Origin of the sequence: Streptomyces sp. HNM0645, from assembly GCF_030056615.1 — a bacterium.
GTDB lineage: Bacteria > Actinomycetota > Actinomycetes > Streptomycetales > Streptomycetaceae > Streptomyces > Streptomyces marianii.
Map to the genome: position 1 here is coordinate 37284 of NZ_JASHLT010000037.1, position 15973 is coordinate 53256.

A 15973-nucleotide genomic window follows, 5' to 3' on the forward strand; every position below is an offset into this window, starting at 1 on the left:
TCCCGGACGCCCCCGCAGCCCCCTCGGGCCGCGGGGGCGTCCGCGTTCCGGTCCCGGCCGCTCCGGCGGCCCGGACGACGGTCCCCGTCCGCACGGGACGCGACAATGGCCACCATGCGCGCTGCCCGGCTCATCAAGATGGTCCTGCTGCTCCAGTCCCGCCCCTCCATGACCGCCGCCGAGCTCGCCCGGGAGCTGGAGGTCTCCGAGCGGACCGTCACCCGGGACGCGCTCGCGCTGTCGGAGGCGGGGGTCCCGGTGTACGCGGACCGCGGAAGGGCAGGGGGGTACCGGCTCGTCGGCGGGTACCGGACCCGGCTGACCGGGCTGGCCAGGAGCGAGGCCGAGGCGCTGTTCCTGTCCGGGCTGCCCGGGGCGCTGCGCGAGATGGGGCTGGAGGACGCGGCCTCCGCCGCGCGGCTCAAGGTCTCCGCCGCGCTGATCCCGTCGCTGCGGGACGCCTCGCGCTCCGCGGCGCAGCGGTTCCATCTGGACGCGCCCGGCTGGTACCAGGAGCCGGAGACCCCGGACCTGCTGCCGGTGGTCGCCGAGGCCGTGTGGGACGACCGGGTGGTGACGGCCCGCTACCGGGACGCCGAGCGGCGGCTGGAGCCGTACGGCCTCGTCCTGAAGGCCGGGGTCTGGTACCTGTGCGCCCTCGCCGACGGCACGTCGTTCCGCGTCTACCGCATCGACCGGTTCACGGCCGTCTCCCTGACCGCCGAGCGCTTCGAGCGGGACGCGTCCTTCGATCTGCCCGCCTTCTGGGAGGAGCGCGCCGCACAGTTCGCCCGGTCGATCCTGAGGGCCGAGGTGGTGCTGCGGCTGTCCCCGGAGGCGGCCCGCCGGCTGCCCTACGTCACGGACCGGGCCGCCGCCGAGGAGGCGCTGGCGGCGGCGGGCCCGGCGGACGACCGGGGGTGGCGCACGATCACGCTGCCGGTGGAGTCCGAAGTGGTGGCGTTCACCCAGCTCCTGTCGCTCGGGCCGGAGTCGGAGGTACTGGGCCCGCAGGGTCTCCGCGAGAGGTTCGCGGAGGCCGCGGCCGGCATGCACGCCCTCTACGGGGGCCCGACCGCCGGGACCACAGCTCAGCGGTAGTCCTCCGCCGTCCCCTCCCTGCCCCCGTGCACGACGTCCTCGAAGTACGCCCAGGCGTCCGGCCGGCTCCCGTCGGTGTCCGTGAAGCCGTACTCCCGGGCCAGTTGTCCGCTGGAGAGCGACCGGCCGTTCCAGCGGGCCCGGTCCGGGTCGGCGGCGAGGGCGGCGACGGCGCGGCCGACGTACACCGGCGACTCGGCGACGGCGAAGTGGGGCTGGTGGGCCACCGCGTCCCGCCAGTTGTCCTCGCGGACCCCGAGGGCCTCCAGCATCTGCTCGGAGCGCAGATAGCCCGGCGTCACGCACACCGCGGTGCAGCCGGTGTCCTTCAGATCCTCGCCGAGGGTGAACGCCATGCGGATCGGGGCGTTCTTGGCGAGGTCGTAGTAGAAGTTCTCGCGGAAGCGGCGGTTGGTCTCCGCCGTGCCGTCGGTGACCTCGACGACGAGCCCGCCGGGCCGGCGCGCGAGCAGGGGCAGGGCGCAGCTGCTGGTGATGATGTGGCTGCGGACGCCCAGTTCCAGCATGCGCAGTCCGCGGTCGAGGTCGGTCTCCCACATCTTGGTGTCCCAGACGACGAGGTGTTCGCCGCCCCAGACGTCGTTGACGAGGACGTCCAGCCGGCCGTGCTCCTCGTCGACGCGGGCGACGAGCGCGCGGACCGCGGCCGCGTCCAGGTGGTCGGTGGGGACCGCGACGCCCAGGCCGCCCGCCGCCGTGACCAGTTCGGCCGTCTCCTCGATGGTCTCGGTCGGCCGGCCGACCTCGCTGACGCGCTCCCTCGTGGTGCGTCCGGTCACATAGACGGTGGCGCCCGCCGCGCCCAGTTGTACGGCGATGGCCCGGCCCGCGCCCCGTGTCGCGCCCGCGACGAGCGCGATCTTCCCCTGCAGTGCTGTTTCGGTCGTCATGCTGCGACGCTCGCACGGAATTCCGACATCCTCCGTCCGCATTTCCCGACCCGTTTCCCGGCCGTGCTCCGGTCCGTGTCACGGCCACGGCCCGGCCGCCTCCCGGGCCGTGGCCCGGCCGTGTGTCCCGGCCGATTTCCGAGGGGCTGTATTTCGGCCGCTCCACGTGCGCGGCCCCCCGCGAGCCCCGATGCTTGTCCCGTGATGGACGAGACGGAGTTCTGGGAGATCATCGACAGCACGCGCGAGGCCGCCGAGGGTGACCCCGAGGACCACGCCGACCTGCTCGTCGAACGACTGCTGCAGCTCGACCCCGACTCCGTCGTGGACTTCGCGCGGCACTTCGAGTCCCGCTACAACCGTGCGTACCGCTGGGATCTGTGGGGGGCGGCCACCGTGCTGCTGGACGGGGCGAGCGACGACGCGTTCGACTACTTCCGCTGCTGGCTGATCGGCCAGGGCCGGGAGGTCTTCGAGGGCGCCGTGCACGACCCGGACTCCCTCGCCGAACTCCTGGACGACTTCGACGAGGAGATCGACGGAGACGGTGAGGAGCTGGGGTACGCGGCCGACGAGGCCTACGAGCAGCTCACCGGAACGGCCGCACCCGATCTGGGGATCGCCGCGCAGTCCGCGGAACCGGAGGGCACCCCGTTCGACCTCGAGAACGACCGGGTGCTCGCGGAGCGGTTCCCGGCGCTGTGGGAGCGCTTCGGGTCCTAGGTGTTCTGTGCGGGCGCGCGCCGGAGCGCGAAACGCTCCGCGAGCGTGCACGGACGGAGTGCGTACGGCGCACGGACGGGTGATGCTCCGGGCCCTGACGTACGGTCGGTCCCGTCTGCTGCCGGCGGGCGTACCCTTCGTCCGGTGAGCACCACGCCGCCGTCACCTCGCCGGCCGCTGACCGAGCGCCGCAAGGCCGCGACCCGGCTGGAGATCGCCCGCGCCGCCGCGGAACTGTTCACGGAGCGCGGCCCGGACGCCACGTCGGCCGAGGAGATCGCGGACCGGGCCGGGGTGGCCCTGCGCACGTTCTACCGGTACTTCCGCAACAAACAGGAGGCCGCCGGGCCCTTGCTCGCCATGGCCGCCGAGCGCTGGCGGGCGCTCCTCGCGGCCGCCGGCCCGGGCACCCCGCTGCCCGAGGTCCTGGAGCGGACGCTCGCCGCGGCGCTGTCGGTGCCGGAGGGCGGATCGGCCGAGGGGCTGCGCCGTAGCCGGGCGCTGCTGCGCGCGGCGGTACGGGATCCGGCGCTGCGGGCTGTCTGGTACCGGGTGAACCAGGAGTCGGAGGAGCGCCTGGTACCGGTGCTCGCCGGGCTGGCCGGGCCGGACGCCAACCCCTTGGAGCTGCGGCTCGCGGCGGCGGTCGCCGTGGACGCGCTGCGGATCGGACTGGAGGTCTGGGCCGCGTCGGACGCGCCGCCCGGGACGGCGGGCGATACCGAGCCGCCGGCCGGTCCTGCGGTGCGGTGTCTGCGCGAACTGTCCGGCGGTCTCCGCCCGTTGGCCCCCGTGACCCGGGCCGGCCGGGCTATCCGGTGAGCGGGCGTCCCATGAGCACGTCGTCGACGTACCGCCCGGCGAGGAAGAACTCGCCGGGCAGGACTCCCTCGACGGTGTAGCCCTCCGACTCGTAGAGCCGGCGGGCCGGGGTGTTGTGCCCGAGCACCCGCAGGGTGAGGCGGACCGCGCCCTCCCGGCGTGCCGCGTCACCGGCGGCGCGGAGCAGCGCCCGCGCGACGCCCCGTCCGCGCGCCCAGTCGGCCACCGCGAGGCCCTGGATCTGGCGTACGTGCTGGTTGCAGGAGAGCGGGGTGGGGGCGCAGACACGGATGTACCCGGCGATTCTTCCGTCACCGACCGCTCCTTCGGTCACGGGTTCGGCGACCAGGTGCTGCTCCGGCGGGTGGGCCTCGTCGAAGAACGGCCGGTACGGGGGGACCGGGCGCGGCTGGACGGCGTGCAGCGTCGACCAGGTGGCGCGGTCGAGTTCGGCGAGGGCGGTGTCGTCGGTTCCCTGTGCCGGGCGTATGACGAAGGGCGTGCCGGGTTCGGACATGGCGGTCACTGTGTCATGGGGCAGGATGTGACGCATGCGTATTGCTGTGACGGGCGCGGGCGGTCTGATCGGTTCGGCACTGGTGCGTTCCCTGCGGGCCGAGGGCAGGGGTGGGCACGAGGTGGTGCGGCTCGTCAGACGGGCGCCTCGGGCCGCGGACGAGGTCCGGTGGGACCCGGCACGGCAGTACGTGGACGCGGCGGGGCTCGTCGGCTGCGAGGCGGTCGTCCATCTCGCGGGCGCCGGCGTGGGCGACCGGCGCTGGAGCGCGGCGTACAAGAAGGAGATCCGGGACAGCCGGGTGCTCGGCACGGCCGCGCTCGCGGAGGCGCTGGCGTCGCTGGAGGAGCCGCCGCGGGTGCTGGTGTGCGGCTCCGCGATCGGGTACTACGGCGACACGGGCGACCGCGCGGTCGACGAGAGCGCGCCCCCCGGTGCGGGCTTCCTGCCCGGTGTCTGCGAGGAGTGGGAGGCCGCGGCGGCACCGGCCGAGGAGGCGGGCATCCGGGTGGCGTTCGCCCGCACGGGCCTGGTGGTGGCGCGTGAGGGCGGTGCGTGGGGAAGGCTCTTCCCGTTGTTCCGGGCGGGCCTGGGCGGGCGGCTGGGCAGCGGCCGCCAGTTCTGGAGCTTCATCTCCCTGCAGGACGAGGTCGCGGCGCTGCGCCACATCGTGGACACGGACGCCCTGTCCGGCCCGGTCAATCTGACCGCTCCGGAACCGCTGACCAATCGCGAGGTGACGGCGGCGATGGGCCGTGTGCTCCACCGTCCGACCCTGCTCACGGTGCCGCCGGTCGCCCTGCGCGTGTATCTCGGCGAGTTCGCGGAGGACGTCCTCGGCAGCCAGCGGGTCGTGCCGAGGAAGCTCCTCGACTCCGGCTTCGCGTTCTCCCATCCGTCCATCGACGAGGCGATCCGCGCGGCGCTCGCCTGACACGGACACGGACACGGGCAGGCCCGACGGACCGGCGGCGCCGGGGGCCGACGGCCCGAGGGGGCTCCGCCGGGGCGGGCGCCTGAGCGGCCCTCGCCGTGGGCCGGCGCGGGCACCGCCGGGGCGCTGCCCTTCACGCCCGGCGCTTCCGCGCGAAGACGGTGGTGCGCTCCGCACGCCCCAGCGTGCGCACCGGCCCGAAGCAGGTCGCACGGCCGTGCGACCCCGTGCTCCCGGGCGCCCGCCGCGCGCGCGTGGATTCCCGCGGCCGGGTTTCTACCCTCGTTCCGAACTTCGGCATTCCGCCAGCCGGTTGGGGGCATGAGCACCCCACCACAGCCGCGCCGACCTCGGGGAGGGGCACGTGCTCAGCAGCGCACGCCACGCGGACGTCGTCATCGTCGGAGCCGGGATCGCCGGGCTCGCGGCGGCTCATCGGCTGACCAGTGCGGGAGTCACGGTCGTCGTACTGGAGGCCGGACCGAGGGTGGGGGGCCGGACGGCCACCGGGGAGCTGGACGGGTTCCGGCTCGACCGGACGGTACGGCTGCTCAACACCTCGTATCCGGAACTCCGCCGCACCCCCGCCCTGGCCGGCCTCCCGCTGAGCCGGTTCTCGCCCGGCGTGCTCGTGCACAGCGAGGGCCGGCACCACCGCGCCGGAGAGGTTCTCGGCATGCGGGGGACGGGAGGCGCGCGGCGCGCGAGGGGCGCATTGACTGCGGCGCGCGCCCTGGCAAGCGCCCCCCGGACACCCCTCGGCGGCGCCTTCGACCAGGCCCGGCTCGCGGCGGCGCTCGGACGGCTCGCCGCGACACCGCCCCGTCGCCTGCTGGCCCGGCGTGAACTTCCCGCACACGAGGCCCTGTTCAGCCGCGGTCTGCCCCCGCGCACCGTTCACGGCTTCCTCCGGCCGCTGCTCGCCGCCCTGTTGAACGACGCCGAGCTGGTCTCCTCCAGCCGCTGCACCGACCTCGTGCTGCGCGGCTTCGCGCGCGGTCGGCTCTGTGTGCCGACGGGTGGCGCCGACAGGCTTCCCGAACTGCTCGCGGACGCGCTGCCGCCGGGCACCGTACTCACCGGTGCCCGGGTGACCGAGGCATCCATCTCCTCGGTCACCACCGAGGAGCACGGCACCTTCACCTGCCGCTCCCTGCTCGTGGCGACGGGAGCCCGGGCCGCGGCGGCCCTCCTCCCGGGGCTTCGGGTGCCGGACTTCCACCCGCTGACGGTCCTGCACCACACCGCCCCCGCACCACCGTTGGCCGAGCCGGCCCTGGTGCTGGACGCGGACGGCTCCGGTCCGGTCGCGCACACGGCGGTGATGAGCGAGGTCGACCCGTCGCGTGCACCCGAGGGCCGGGTGCTGGTCACCTCCGCCGTACTGGGCGATCCGCCCGCCGCGCTCGACGAACGGGTCCGGGCCCATCTCGCCACGCTGTACGGAACGTCCACCGCCGACTGGGAGCTGCTGGACGTGCACCACGACCCGGAGGCCGTCCCCGCCATGCCCGCACCCCACGACCTGCGCCGGCCGGTGCGGCTGCTCTGCGGGCTCTACGTCTGCGGAGGCCACCGGGACACGAGCACCGTCCAGGGCGCGCTGTACTCGGGGCGCCGGGCGGCACACGCGGTACTGCGCGACTTCGGCATCCAGCCGGAACTCGCACCCGCGCTGCTCAGTACCGCCGCAGCCTGACCACCGGGACTGCCGGGAACGGGACCGTCCGGCTCCGGGGCCACAGCCCGGACCGGGCCGACGGGACCGGGGGCACCGAGGCTCCCCACACGTGGGCTCCGTCGCACCCGCAGGCGCATCCCGCCCGGCACCGCCCCGGAACCCGGCGATCGGCGGATCAGCCCATCGCCGCGACACGGTCCCGGTAGGTGCGGACCGCGGCCGCGTCGCGGTAGGGCTCCAGCCGTCGCTCGAAGTCGCGCACGTACTCGATGGCCCTGGCCGACCGCATCTCCGAGGCCTGCTGCGCCGCCTCCGCACCCAGAGCGCACGCCTGGTCCAGCTCCCCCAGGCCGAGCCGGGAGGTGGCGAGGACGACTCGGCAGAAGAGGCGACTGCGCGCGAAGCCCGGGGCGCGCAGCTGGAGGGAGCGCTCGGCGTGCTGCACGGCCGCGCGGTACTGCTGCAGATCCCGGTGGCAGTGCCCGAACTCGTCGGCCAGCTGCGCCTCGTCGAAGAACCGTGCCCAGTGCGGCACGTCGTCCCCGGGCCGGGCGGTGTCCAGGGTGCGCTCGGCCCGGACGAGCGAGGCCGTGCAGGAGCGCACCTCCCCGAGCACGCCGTGCCCGCGGGCCTCGACCGCGTGCAGCAGGGCCTGGACGGCCGGCGGCGCGGAGGAGCCGACACCCTGCTGGGCGACCCGGGTGAGTTGGACGGCCTCTCGTCCGTGCCCGAGGTAGACGGCCTGCCGGGCCATGGTGACCAGCACGTACGCCCCGTAGGCACGGTCGCCCGCGGCCTGGGCCAGCCGCAGCGCCTGGACGAAGTACCGCTGGGCGAGGCCGTGGGCGGCGATGTCGAACGACGTCCAGCCCGCGAGCCGGGTGAGGTCCGCGACCGCCCCGAACAGCCGGCGTCCGGTGCTCTCCCCGTACGCCCCGCGCAGCATCGGCTCGGCCTCGTGCTCCAGGTAGCGGACGAGCGCCTGACGGGCGTGGCCGCCGCCGTACGCGTGGTCGAGGGTCCGGAAGAGCTCGCCGACCGACCGCAGGGCCGCGATGTCGCCGGGGCCGACCCGCTGGCCCGGGCCGCGGTCCGTGCCGCGCTGCCGGGGCACCGACGTGCGACCGCCCTGCCCCGGCACCCTGGCCTGCGCTCCGCTCTGGGGGGGCTCCCCGCGGGCCACCCGCTCGTCGGCGCGGCCGATCAGCCAGTCGCGGCTCGGGACGACGAGCCCGGCCGGAGTGAACGCGATCTTGCGCAGTTCGGCGTGGCTGCCCGAGTCCTTGCGCCAGAGCCCGCTGACGATGTCCACGGCCTCCTCGGGGGTGGCGGCGAACTCCAGCCCCGCGTAGACCGGCGCACACGCGTCCAGGCCCAGGTCCTGGGCCGACAGCCGCCGCCCGAGCCGCCGGGTGAACACCTCGGCGATCAGTGCGGGTGTGGTGCCGCGCGGCTGCTGCCCGCGCAGCCAGCGCGTCACGGACGTCTTGTCGTACCGCAGGTCGAGGCCGTGCTCCAGGCCGAGCTGGTCCACCCGGCGGGCCAGCCCCGCGTTGGAGAAGCCGGCTTCGGCGATGAGGGCGGCGAGCTGGCGGTTCGGGGTGCGCTGCGGGGGTCGGTCCGTCATCAGCTGTGCGGTCTCCTGCCTTCCGGGCCCGGGTGCGGCCCTCGCAGCCTGGGGTTCCCCCGGGCTCAGCTCTGGGGGAGGAACGGCGCGAATTTAGCGGCCCATACCGGCGCAACCGCCGCCTTCGTCCCGCATTCATCCGATCGTGTGAGGATTGAGGGCAGCGCTGACGGGTGCGACACGAGTCGTACAGTGGCCGGAGCGTGATGAGTGCACCGTGAACGCTTGAGGGAGGCACAACGGTGAGCGAGCTGCGATTTGTCCATCTGGGCTTCGGCGACGACGCCGTCGAGTACCAGGCGGCCTGGGACGAGCAGCGCCGTGTGCACGCGGCCCGGTTCGCCGGCGAGATCCCGGACACCTGTCTGCTGCTGGAGCACCCGCCGGTCTACACGGCCGGGCGGCGTACGGAGGACAGCGAGCGGCCGCTGGACGGCACCCCGGTCGTCGACGTCGACCGCGGCGGGAAGATCACCTGGCACGGCCCCGGCCAGCTGGTCGGTTATCCGATCATGCAGCTGCCCCGGCCCGTGGACGTGGTCGCCCATGTGCGGCGCCTGGAGGAGGCGCTGATCCGGACCTGCGGGGACTTCGGCGTGGAGACCACCCGGATCGAGGGCCGCAGCGGCGTCTGGGTCCTGGGCGACCCGGTCGAGCAGCGCCCGTTGGGAGGACTCTCGCTGGACCTCGACCCGCGGCTGCACGACGAGGAGTTCGACCCCCGCCTCAGCGGCCCGGAGTACGCCCCGTCCAACGCCGGCCAGCGCCGCGAGGACCGCAAGCTCGCCGCCATCGGCATCCGCGTCGCCAAGGGCGTGACGATGCACGGCTTCGCACTGAACGTGAATCCGGACAACACGTGGTTCGACCGGATCGTGCCCTGCGGCATCCGGGACGCGGGGGTGGCCTCGCTCGCCAACGAACTGGGCCGCGACGTGACGATCGCCGAGGTGCTGCCGGTCGTCGAGAAGCACCTCCGCGAGGTGCTGGAGAACGCCGACCTGCGGCCCCGGGCCGTGGACCGCGGGACCGGCCCGGCGGCCGTGACGGAGCCCGCGGGCCCGGCTCCGGAGCCCGCCCCGGCAGCCTGAGGAATGCCCACCCCTGGCCATAGGTTGGCCACCGGTGAGGGCATCACAATCAACGGGCGTACCCTGGTGTCCGCCGAGGAATCGAAGTGTAGGGAGCCGGTCGTGTCCGCTGTAGCACCCGACGGACGCAAGATGCTGCGCCTGGAGGTCCGGAACAGCCAGACCCCCATCGAGCGCAAGCCCGAGTGGATCAAGACCCGGGCGAAAATGGGTCCCGAGTACAACCAGCTCCAGAAGCTCGTCAAGAGCGAAGGCCTGCACACGGTCTGCCAGGAAGCCGGCTGCCCCAACATCTTCGAGTGCTGGGAGGACCGCGAGGCCACCTTCCTCATCGGCGGTGACCAGTGCACCCGGCGCTGCGACTTCTGCCAGATCGACACGGGCAAGCCGCAGGCGCTCGACCGCGACGAACCGCGCCGCGTCGGCGAGTCCGTCGTCACGATGGACCTGAACTACGCCACGATCACCGGCGTCGCCCGCGACGACCTGGAGGACGGCGGCGCCTGGCTGTACGCGGAGACCGTGCGCCAGATCCACGCGCAGACGGCGGACCGCGAGGCCGGCCGCACCAAGGTCGAGCTGCTGATCCCCGACTTCAACGCGGAGCCGGACCAACTGGCCGAGGTCTTCTCCTCCCGCCCCGAGGTGCTGGCGCACAACGTCGAGACGGTGCCGCGCATCTTCAAGCGCATCCGCCCCGGCTTCCGGTACGAGCGCTCCCTGAAGGTGATCACGGAGGCCCGTGCGGCCGGCCTGGTCACCAAGTCGAACCTGATCCTCGGCATGGGCGAGACCCGCGAGGAGGTCAGCGAGGCCCTGCAGCACCTCCACGACGCGGGCTGCGAGCTGATCACCATCACCCAGTACCTGCGGCCGTCGGTGCGGCACCACCCCGTCGAGCGCTGGGTGAAGCCGCAGGAGTTCGTGGAGCTGAAGGAGGAGGCCGACGAGATCGGCTTCTCCGGTGTGATGTCGGGCCCGCTGGTGCGGTCCTCGTACCGGGCCGGACGCCTCTACCAGCAGGCCGTGGACCAGCGGCGCTCGGCAGCCGCACAGCGGAGCGGGGCGAGCGCGGCCACCACCCCGGCCGTGTGAATTCACGCACAAGAAATTACCGTCCGGTAATGGCCGGTTCGTCGCGGCCCGTACGCCCCCCGCAGGTCGGGGGCTCGTACGGGCCGCGTCATGCTTCCGGTAGTGCGCGGAAAGGTTTCATCAGCGTTTGACCGGTGGGTCACGCCCTGGTAACACCAATCAGTGACGCTGTCTTCACGCACAGCACGCACGCTCCCACCGCTCACCACCCGCTTCCGAGGGAGACCTCCGCCATGCAGGCCGCGACTTCCGTACGCGCCAACGCCTTCCCGACGCTCACCCAGACCCTGCTCGCCGTCGAGTCCGTACTGCTGGGCGGCGGCCAGCGCACCGCCCGCCGCAACGCCTGGACCGCGGTCCTCGAGGACCGACGCCGCGCCAGGGACCGGGTCGAGGCGCAGCACGTCCTGGAGGCCGTGGCGACTCGCTCTTCCTGAGGCACGTAAACTTCAGGACATGGCGAGGAAGGATCAGGCAGAGAACTCTGCGAACCCCGGGCGACTGAAGCAGATCGCCCTTACCTACAAGATGACCCGGCGGGTCGACTCCAAGGTCGGTCTTGTCGTCGCGGGTGTGGGAATCGTCACCTTCGGTGTCTTCCTCGCGATCGGTTTCCTGATCGACCACCCGATCTATCTCGGCATCCTGGGCTTCCTGCTGGCCTTCCTCGCGATGGCGATCGTCTTCGGACGCCGCGCCGAGCGTGCCGCCTTCGGGCAGATGGAAGGACAGCCGGGAGCGGCGGCCGCCGTACTGCAGAACGTGGGCCGAGGCTGGACCACGACCCCTGCGGTCGCGATGAACCGCAACCAGGACGTCGTCCACCGGGCCGTCGGCCGCGCCGGCATCGTGCTGGTGGCCGAGGGCAACCCGAACCGGGTCAAGACCCTGCTGGCGGCCGAGAAGAAGCGGATGGCCCGGGTCGCGGTGGACGCCCCGGTACACGACATCATCGTCGGCAACGAAGAGGGCCAGGTGCCGCTGAAGAAGCTGCGCACCACGATGACGAAGCTCCCCCGTGTACTGACCGGCCCGCAGGTGACGCAGACGAACGACCGTCTGCGCGCGATGGGCGACCTGATGAGCAACATGCCCTTGCCGAAGGGCCCGATGCCGAAGGGCATGCGGATGCCGCGAGGCGGAAAGATGCGCTGACGCCGTCCCGTCCCCGGCCTCGCCGTCGGACGGGCACGACCGCTCGACACGGACAAAGAGGGCGCCCCGGTCCGACCGGGGCGCCCTCTTCCTTCCTGTGCGGTGGGACGGGCACGGGAGCGCGGTGCGCGCCTACGGTCGGGGCCGGGGTGTACGGACGGGCACGGCACGGGACGTGCGCCCGGCGGCGGGGTGCGCGGGCAGCACGCCGGGGTGAGGGGCCGTCCGGTCCACGGGTCCACGGGCTTGCGGCTTCGCCTCGCGGCTCTCGGGCGCACGGCCGCACCCACCGTCCCGGCGTCCGGGGTTCCCGCCCGGGAGGCGCGTCAGATGCGTACCTGAACCGAGCGGGCGAGCCGGTCGTGGAGGCCGCGACCGTCGCGGTCCCAGATGAGCGCCGGGACGGCCAGGCAGAGCAGCACGCTGCGGACCAGGACCCTGCCGACGCCGAGCCGTCCGCCGTTCTCGCCGACGACCCGCAGCCCGAGGAGGCGCTTGCCGGGAGTGCTGCCGACGGTGCCCACCGTCAGCACGGTGAGCACGAGGAAGACCACCAGCGCAGGGTTGCCCGTCGCGGACCAGTCGCGGCCGGTGACGAGGCCGTATGCGATGAGCACGCACAGGCCCCAGTCGATGAACAGCGCGCCGAAGCGCCGCCCGAGCGGGGCGACCGAACCCGGTCCCTCCGCCGGCAGCCCGAGCCGTTCGCCCCGGTGGCCGAAGTCGGCGCCCATGTCCTCGGCCGCCGCGCGGGGCCCGGAGAGCCACGATCCGATTGCTTGCCTGTTGTCCACCCGTCCACGGTACTGTGCACGCTCTCGATCACCGCCTCCCGGGTGCCCCGAAGCCCCTGGGGCAGCGCCTTCCCGGGCCGCGGCCCCGGCTCGGACGGGGCCGGGCGAGGGCAGCCCGAGGGGCCCGCGAGGCGTGTCGCGGCTCTGGACTCCGGTCGCCCGGTTAACTTCCGCGAAACAAATGAGTCATGCTGGAGAAATCCCGGCTGCCTAGGGTCGTGTCCTGCGTGTGCCACCGCACTGGCCGCACGACCGAGTCACAACCCCGCCCCTCCCCGGGACGGGAGTAGGAGGAGTTGGATGTTCCAGAACGCCGACGACGCCAAGAAGTACATCGCGGACAACGACGTGAAGATGATCGACGTCCGGTTCTGCGACCTTCCCGGCGTGATGCAGCACTTCACGATTCCGGCCACGGCGTTCGACCCGTCCGAGGAGCTCGCCTTCGACGGCTCGTCGATCCGCGGCTTCCAGGCGATCCACGAGTCCGACATGGCTCTGCGCGCGGACCTCTCCACGGCGCGTCTGGACCCGTTCCGCCGCGACAAGACCCTCAACATCAACTTCTTCATCCACGACCCGATCACGGGCGAGCAGTACAGCCGTGACCCGCGGAACATCGCCAAGAAGGCCGAGGCGTACCTCGCCTCCACCGGCATCGCGGACACCGCGTACTTCGGCCCCGAGGCCGAGTTCTACGTCTTCGACTCGGTGCGCTTCGCCACTTCGGCGAACGAGGGCTTCTACCACATCGACTCCGAGGCCGGCGCCTGGAACACCGGCGCGATCGAGGACAACCGCGGCTACAAGGTCCGCTACAAGGGCGGCTACTTCCCGGCCCCGCCGGTCGACCACTTCGCCGACCTGCGCGCCGAGATCTCCCTGGAGCTGGAGAACGTCGGCCTCCAGGTCGAGCGCCAGCACCACGAGGTCGGCACCGCCGGCCAGGCCGAGATCAACTACAAGTTCAACACGCTGCTCGCCGCGGCCGACGACCTGATGCTCTTCAAGTACATCGTGAAGAACGTCGCCTGGCGCAACGGCAAGACCGCGACCTTCATGCCCAAGCCGATCTTCGGCGACAACGGCTCCGGCATGCACGTCCACCAGTCCCTGTGGCAGGGCGGCGTGCCGCTCTTCTACGACGAGCAGGGTTACGCGGGCCTCTCGGACACCGCCCGCTACTACATCGGCGGCATCCTCAAGCACGCCCCGTCGCTGCTGGCCTTCACCAACCCGACGGTGAACTCGTACCACCGCCTGGTCCCGGGCTTCGAGGCCCCGGTCAACCTGGTGTACTCGCAGCGCAACCGTTCGGCCGCGATGCGTATCCCGATCACGGGCTCCAACCCGAAGGCCAAGCGCGTCGAGTTCCGCGCCCCGGACCCGTCCTCGAACCCGTACCTGGCCTTCTCCGCCCTGATGCTGGCGGGTCTGGACGGCATCAAGAACAAGATCGAGCCGGCCGAGCCGATCGACAAGGACCTCTACGAACTCGCCCCCGAGGAGCACGCGGGCGTCCCGCAGGTCCCGACCTCGCTCCCGGCGGTCCTCGACGCCCTCGAAGCGGACAACGAGTACCTCCAGGCCGGCGGCGTCTTCACGGCCGACCTGATCGAGACCTGGATCGACTACAAGCGCACGAACGAGATCGCCCCGATCCAGCTGCGTCCGCACCCGCACGAGTTCGAGCTGTACTTCGACATCTAAAGTGCAGGGCGGCTCACCTGGGCCTGAGGTCCGGAGGCGTGCTGTGACCTGTGGGGAACACTGATCAGCACTTCGCGCTGTTCCCGGCTGTTCTCCAGGGTCTGGTGCACCGGGTGTGCACCGGTCACGCGGATACCTGATCTACCGTCAGATGCGGCAGCAAGGCCGCCATCTCCAAGGAGGAGGTGGCGGCCTTCGTGGCGATGACTCAGCCGCGCTGTCCCCATCTGGGCAGCCAGATTCGGAGCCGCGGGCCTGCGCGCTTCAGCTCCGTCAACGATGGGGCGGCTATCGGCTCAGTCCAGGGCGGCGAGGTGGTCGGCGGCGCCCCCGCGCCACTCGATCAGGAAGAGGGTCGCGTCGTCGCTGGTGCTTCCGCCCCGTTCCTCCTTCAGGGCGTGGGAGAGGGAGCGCACCACCGCCCGCACTCCCTCCTCGGTCTGCCCGATGCGGTTGACCCAGTGGATGAGCTGTTCCTCGCCGAACTCCTCTTCGCCGGCTTTGTGCTCCTCGATCAGGCCGTCGGTGAAACACAGCACCCGGTCGCCGCGTTGGAGTACCTGCTCGCTGACCTGTGGCTCCTCACCGCCGAAGCCGACCGGGAAGGTGGTCGGGCCCTCCAGGTGCCGTAGGACCTTGTGGTCGCGGATCAGCAGTGGTGCGGGGTGTCCCGCGTTGACCCACTGCAGGTGGCCCGTTGCGATGTTCAGGCGCATCATCTGCGCGGTGACGAAGTGTTCGGGCCCGAATTGCTCGGCGATGGCCCGGTCCATGAACGCGTAGATCTCGGGCAGGCCGATGCCGGCACGTCTGGAGTGCCGGTAGGCCCCGATGACGACGGTGGCCATCGTGGCAGCGTTGAGGCCATGGCCCATCGCATCGACCACGGCCACATGCAGGATGTCGTCGTTGAGTGCGTAGTCGAAGCTGTCGCCGGCGACGTTGTAGGCGGGTTCCAGGATTCCGGCCACCGCGACCTGGGGGACGGACATCGCCAGCGGTGGGAGCAGAGACCACTGGATCTCCGCGGCCACGCTCATGGGTTCGCGGCGCCGGGTCAGGAAGAACTGGTCGGTGTAGCTGTGCTTGGTGACCAGCATGTCGGCGATCAGTCCCGCGAGCCTGCGCAGCAGGCGCCGGTCGTCGTCGTCGACGGTCTCCAGGGTGAGGGCCAGGACTCCCACCTGGTCGCTGCCGTCCAGCAACGGCAGATACATCCGGACGGCGTCGGCCTGCGGTACCTCGACAGGAGTCGCGTTCAGGAAAGCCGTGCCGGCATGGGAGCCACCGATCGGCTCGGGCTCACTGACGCTCAGACCCCTGCCCTGCAGCGGCACCAGTAGCAGCTGTGCATAGTCCTGCAGGAGGATCGAGATATCCCGGCCACCGACCCTGGCTACCTCTTCCGCGATCAGCGGGGCGATCAACTGCGGCGGCATCTCGTGTGCCCGGTCCAGCAGCACCCCCAGCAGCCGCTCACCGAACCCCTCCGACCGGTCCACAGCGTCCTTGCCGGGCTGCCGATCACCCTCCGCCATAGCCGTGCCCTTTCACGTCACCAACCTGGTTTTCGCCTTCGCCTGCCGAGCCGGCTGTCTCCAACGTGTGGGTCGGTGCCTTGCTCGACTGCCATACGCGCCAGGACCCGCTCGATCACTACCGTCGCGCCGACCGTGCACAACGGCCCCGGCGTATACACACCGGGGCCGCCCTTCCGGGCCGGTTGCACGTGAGCGTGCACCGGTCCACTGACCATGCTATGCCTGCGCCGCTTTTCCGGCATAAGAAGCTTTTTGGGCAATGCGTTCCTTG

The 15973-nt window shown here is 72.2% G+C and carries 15 protein-coding genes; 10 read left to right on the forward strand and 5 right to left on the reverse strand.

Translation table 11 applies throughout. From position 1 onward, the window contains the following. The first annotated feature begins 114 nt into the window (after positions 1-114). A complete protein-coding gene (locus QMZ92_RS24085) occupies positions 115-1101 on the forward strand; it encodes a helix-turn-helix transcriptional regulator (RefSeq protein ID WP_283299557.1) in 987 nt (328 codons plus the stop codon). Here QMZ92_RS24085 and QMZ92_RS24090 read toward each other — a convergent pair. After that, positions 1092-2012 carry an SDR family oxidoreductase gene (locus tag QMZ92_RS24090; protein ID WP_283299558.1) on the reverse strand — a complete coding sequence of 307 codons (921 nt, stop codon included), beginning with the start codon at positions 2010-2012 and terminating at the stop codon, positions 1092-1094. The genes QMZ92_RS24085 and QMZ92_RS24090 overlap by 10 nt on opposite strands. Positions 2013-2216: 204 nt before the next feature. Between QMZ92_RS24090 and QMZ92_RS24095 the strand changes: the two genes are divergently transcribed. After that, on the forward strand, positions 2217-2735 hold the full coding sequence (locus QMZ92_RS24095; protein WP_283299587.1) for a DUF4240 domain-containing protein: 519 nt from the start codon (positions 2217-2219) through the stop codon (positions 2733-2735). Between the two features lie 144 nt (positions 2736-2879). Beyond that, positions 2880-3557, forward strand: a complete 678-nt coding sequence (locus QMZ92_RS24100; RefSeq protein ID WP_283299559.1) for a TetR/AcrR family transcriptional regulator — start codon at positions 2880-2882, stop codon at positions 3555-3557. Here the strand turns inward: QMZ92_RS24100 and QMZ92_RS24105 are convergent. After that, positions 3547-4074, reverse strand: a complete 528-nt coding sequence (locus QMZ92_RS24105) for a GNAT family N-acetyltransferase (protein WP_283299560.1) — start codon at positions 4072-4074, stop codon at positions 3547-3549. The two genes, QMZ92_RS24100 and QMZ92_RS24105, sit on opposite strands and share 11 nt — an antisense overlap. Positions 4075-4108: 34 nt before the next feature. Here QMZ92_RS24105 and QMZ92_RS24110 point away from each other — a divergent pair, with 34 nt between their 5' ends. Both QMZ92_RS24110 and QMZ92_RS24115 read left to right on the forward strand, forming a co-directional pair. Further along, positions 4109-5008: a TIGR01777 family oxidoreductase gene (locus QMZ92_RS24110; RefSeq protein ID WP_283299561.1), complete on the forward strand. Its 900-nt coding sequence runs from the start codon at positions 4109-4111 to the stop codon at positions 5006-5008. A 364-nt stretch (positions 5009-5372) separates the two neighbouring features. Beyond that, positions 5373-6707, forward strand: a complete 1335-nt coding sequence (locus QMZ92_RS24115) for an FAD-dependent oxidoreductase (protein ID WP_283299562.1) — start codon at positions 5373-5375, stop codon at positions 6705-6707. A 157-nt stretch (positions 6708-6864) separates the two neighbouring features. Here the strand turns inward: QMZ92_RS24115 and QMZ92_RS24120 are convergent, their stop codons facing one another. Next, positions 6865-8316 carry an NsdA family TPR-like regulatory protein gene (locus QMZ92_RS24120; RefSeq protein ID WP_283299563.1) on the reverse strand — a complete coding sequence of 484 codons (1452 nt, stop codon included), beginning with the start codon at positions 8314-8316 and terminating at the stop codon, positions 6865-6867. A gap of 242 nt (positions 8317-8558) precedes the next feature. Between QMZ92_RS24120 and lipB the strand changes: the two genes are divergently transcribed. The 4 genes from lipB to QMZ92_RS24140 all read left to right on the forward strand — a co-directional run bounded on the left by lipB (position 8559) and on the right by QMZ92_RS24140 (position 11657). Continuing rightward, positions 8559-9407 (forward strand): lipoyl(octanoyl) transferase LipB, encoded by an 849-nt coding sequence (lipB, locus tag QMZ92_RS24125; protein ID WP_283299564.1) that lies wholly within the window; start codon positions 8559-8561, stop codon positions 9405-9407. Positions 9408-9509: 102 nt separating this feature from the next. Further along, on the forward strand, positions 9510-10502 hold the full coding sequence (gene lipA, locus QMZ92_RS24130) for a lipoyl synthase (protein WP_283299565.1): 993 nt from the start codon (positions 9510-9512) through the stop codon (positions 10500-10502). A 233-nt stretch (positions 10503-10735) separates the two neighbouring features. Then, the gene (locus QMZ92_RS24135; protein ID WP_017949918.1) at positions 10736-10939 is read left to right on the forward strand and encodes an SCO2195 family GlnR-regulated protein; all 204 of its coding nucleotides are present in this window, start codon (positions 10736-10738) and stop codon (positions 10937-10939) included. 19 nt (positions 10940-10958) lie between these two features. After that, on the forward strand, positions 10959-11657 hold the full coding sequence (locus QMZ92_RS24140; protein WP_138055749.1) for a DUF4191 domain-containing protein: 699 nt from the start codon (positions 10959-10961) through the stop codon (positions 11655-11657). 326 nt (positions 11658-11983) lie between these two features. On the opposite strand, the gene QMZ92_RS24145 is transcribed toward QMZ92_RS24140, so the two are convergent. After that, positions 11984-12451, reverse strand: coding sequence for an RDD family protein (locus tag QMZ92_RS24145; RefSeq protein WP_283299566.1), 468 nt, complete (start codon positions 12449-12451; stop codon positions 11984-11986). 300 nt (positions 12452-12751) lie between these two features. Here QMZ92_RS24145 and glnA point away from each other — a divergent pair, with 300 nt between their 5' ends. Continuing rightward, positions 12752-14161: a type I glutamate--ammonia ligase gene (gene glnA, locus QMZ92_RS24150; protein WP_283299567.1), complete on the forward strand. Its 1410-nt coding sequence runs from the start codon at positions 12752-12754 to the stop codon at positions 14159-14161. A gap of 296 nt (positions 14162-14457) precedes the next feature. Here the strand turns inward: glnA and QMZ92_RS24155 are convergent, their stop codons facing one another. Then, a complete protein-coding gene (locus QMZ92_RS24155; protein ID WP_283299568.1) occupies positions 14458-15699 on the reverse strand; it encodes a PP2C family protein-serine/threonine phosphatase in 1242 nt (413 codons plus the stop codon). Positions 15700-15973: the final 274 nt, after the last annotated feature.